We start from the raw sequence: 2,154 nt of genomic DNA, 5'->3' as shown, positions 1-2,154 counted from the left end.
GCTTTCCGTTTCGCACCCGGCGACTCAGAAAACAATACACGCCCCACCACCCCAACGCAAATCCACCCCAAACCCCACCCCCACCACCCCACCAAACCCCACCACCCGCCGTCGAACCCTGCCCCTGGCGAGCTGCCATCCATAAGACGGCAGGGCCGTGCGCAGTAGCAAATGACGACGCCGCACGGTGGTGGGAGGATGGGACCCATGGAACTGCACATCACAGGAGATGCCGCCGCCGATCAACTTCTCAGTGACGACGCTTTTGCGTTGCTGACCGGTATGTTGCTCGATCAACAAGTCACTATGGAGTCAGCGTTCGCCGGACCTGAGAAGATCCGCACGCGCCTCGGTTCCTTGGACCCGGGCACGATCGCTGATTACGATCCCGCCGGTTTCGTGGAAGTGTTCAAGGAGCGGCCGGCAGTTCACCGATTCCCGGGCTCCATGGCAGGCAGGGTACAGGCCCTCGCCGAAACGGTTCACCGTGAATGGGATGGAGATACCACGGCCATCTGGACCAGCGGCGACCCCGACGGCGCCGAGGTCCTCCGTCGACTCAAAGCCTTGCCAGGCTTCGGAGACCAGAAAGCAAAGATCTTCCTGGCCCTCCTCGGCAAGCAATGCGGCCTGCAGGCAGCCGGGTGGCGTGAAGCCGCGGGCCACTACGGCGAGGACGGCTCCTATTTATCCGTGGCCGACATCGTGGACCCAGAGTCATTGGCCAAAGTGCGCGCCAGCAAGCAGGCGGCCAAGGCCGCGGCCAAAGCTGCGAAGGCACCAAACACCTGAAGCGAGCCACCCTATAAGTCCAAGAACGCAGAAGGGCCCCCACATTGCGTGGGGGCCCCTCCTGCTATCAGTGCCAGAAATCCGCGAGTTCCCTGGCAACGTCTTTCCCTTGCACGTAACCGGCACGGGCAGCTGGTGGCCGCAGCGAAAGGTCCATCGCGTTGGTTCCGAACATGTGCCCGGATTCGCTGGTCGGGAAGATCGTTTCCACCCTGCTGCCGCCTGCGCGCAGTTGGTCCACCTGAGTAGCAAGATCAGTGCCCCACTCCTTGGGATGCAGTGACCTGCCGCCGAAGGGCGCCAAGACCAGAACCCGCCCCGAACCGGCTGCCAGGTCGGCATTCTCGGCATTGGATCGGTAACCCCCATCGATGTAGTAGCCGTCGCCGATCCTGTAGGGAAGCCCACTGGAGCAGCTTGCCGCTACGGCATCCACCAAGTCGACTCCGCTGTGCCGGTCGAACACCACGGATTCACCGCTACCGGCGTCCACGGCCGTGATCAGTATCCGCCGTTCCGGCCACTGCTGGATGGGGAGACGGGAGGCGACGACGGTCCGCCACTGCGCCTGCCAGGAACCGTCCGACGCCGAACCCATCTCGAGCGCGGACGCCCCCACTTTGCGGCGCATATCGGCAGCGTCTGAAGCGGAAACTATGATCTTGCGCATGCGCTCCATGTGATCCACTACGGGCCTGACGCGCGGCCGGTCCGGTCCGCCTGCATTTGACCGTGTTTGGGGTACTGGCACCAAGGTGGCGGCAAGCAGCTCGGTCGGCGACGCGCCGGAGACCTGCACCGCAGCCGTGGAGCCTGCCGATGTTCCGATGGTCAGGTCGGCTGTGGTTACGTCCAAGCCGGCCTCGAACAGGCCGGCGATGACACCGATGAGCCAAGCGTTACCAGTCGAACCGCCGCCACCCAGGACCAACGCCCGCCCACCTGTGGGAAGCGCGTACAAAGTCTTGTCTAGCTGCGGCCGATCCTGGTCGCCCAACAGCTCTGGAGACGACGTGGAGGTGGCTTGCACATTGGAAAAAGGTGTTGTGTTCATGGGAGTCGCCTTTCGCGAATTGCCGAGGGGGCGCTCCCGAACAGCGACTACCTCAGTCGCGGGATCGTGGAAAGCGGGGGAGCACCCATGGTGGATACTGCGTTCATGGGTCTCACCTCCTGTTGTTAGATCACGATCACTGAAAAACTAGCATGCACTCGAGGCCGTGCGCCATCGCGTGTTTGGTGTGTGGGTGTTAAAGGTGAAGAGCCCCGACCTGTGGTCGGGGCTCTTCGAATGGTTGTCCGGCGGTGTCCTACTCTCCCACACCCTCCCGGGTGCAGTACCATCGGCGCTGTGGGTCTTAG

Annotated in this window: 2 protein-coding genes; one reads left to right on the top strand and one right to left on the bottom strand. The window is 63.2% G+C overall.

Annotated elements, in window-relative coordinates; translation table 11 throughout:
- Window positions 1-198: 198 nt before the first annotated feature.
- Window positions 199-792 carry an HhH-GPD-type base excision DNA repair protein gene (locus tag ACR30Z_RS22550; RefSeq protein WP_434374673.1) on the top strand — a complete coding sequence of 198 codons (594 nt, stop codon included), beginning with the start codon at window positions 199-201 and terminating at the stop codon, window positions 790-792.
- Window positions 793-859: 67 nt separating this feature from the next.
- Here ACR30Z_RS22550 and ACR30Z_RS22545 read toward each other — a convergent pair whose 3' ends face one another.
- On the bottom strand, window positions 860-1,846 hold the full coding sequence (locus ACR30Z_RS22545) for a patatin-like phospholipase family protein (protein WP_208760064.1): 987 nt from the start codon (window positions 1,844-1,846) through the stop codon (window positions 860-862).
- Window positions 1,847-2,154: the final 308 nt, after the last annotated feature.

The sequence above is a fragment of the Paenarthrobacter sp. FR1 genome (assembly GCF_051106045.1).
In the GTDB taxonomy this organism is placed as follows: Bacteria; Actinomycetota; Actinomycetes; order Actinomycetales; family Micrococcaceae; genus Arthrobacter; species Arthrobacter nitroguajacolicus_A.
This window is presented reverse-complemented; position numbering and strand designations above follow the sequence as displayed.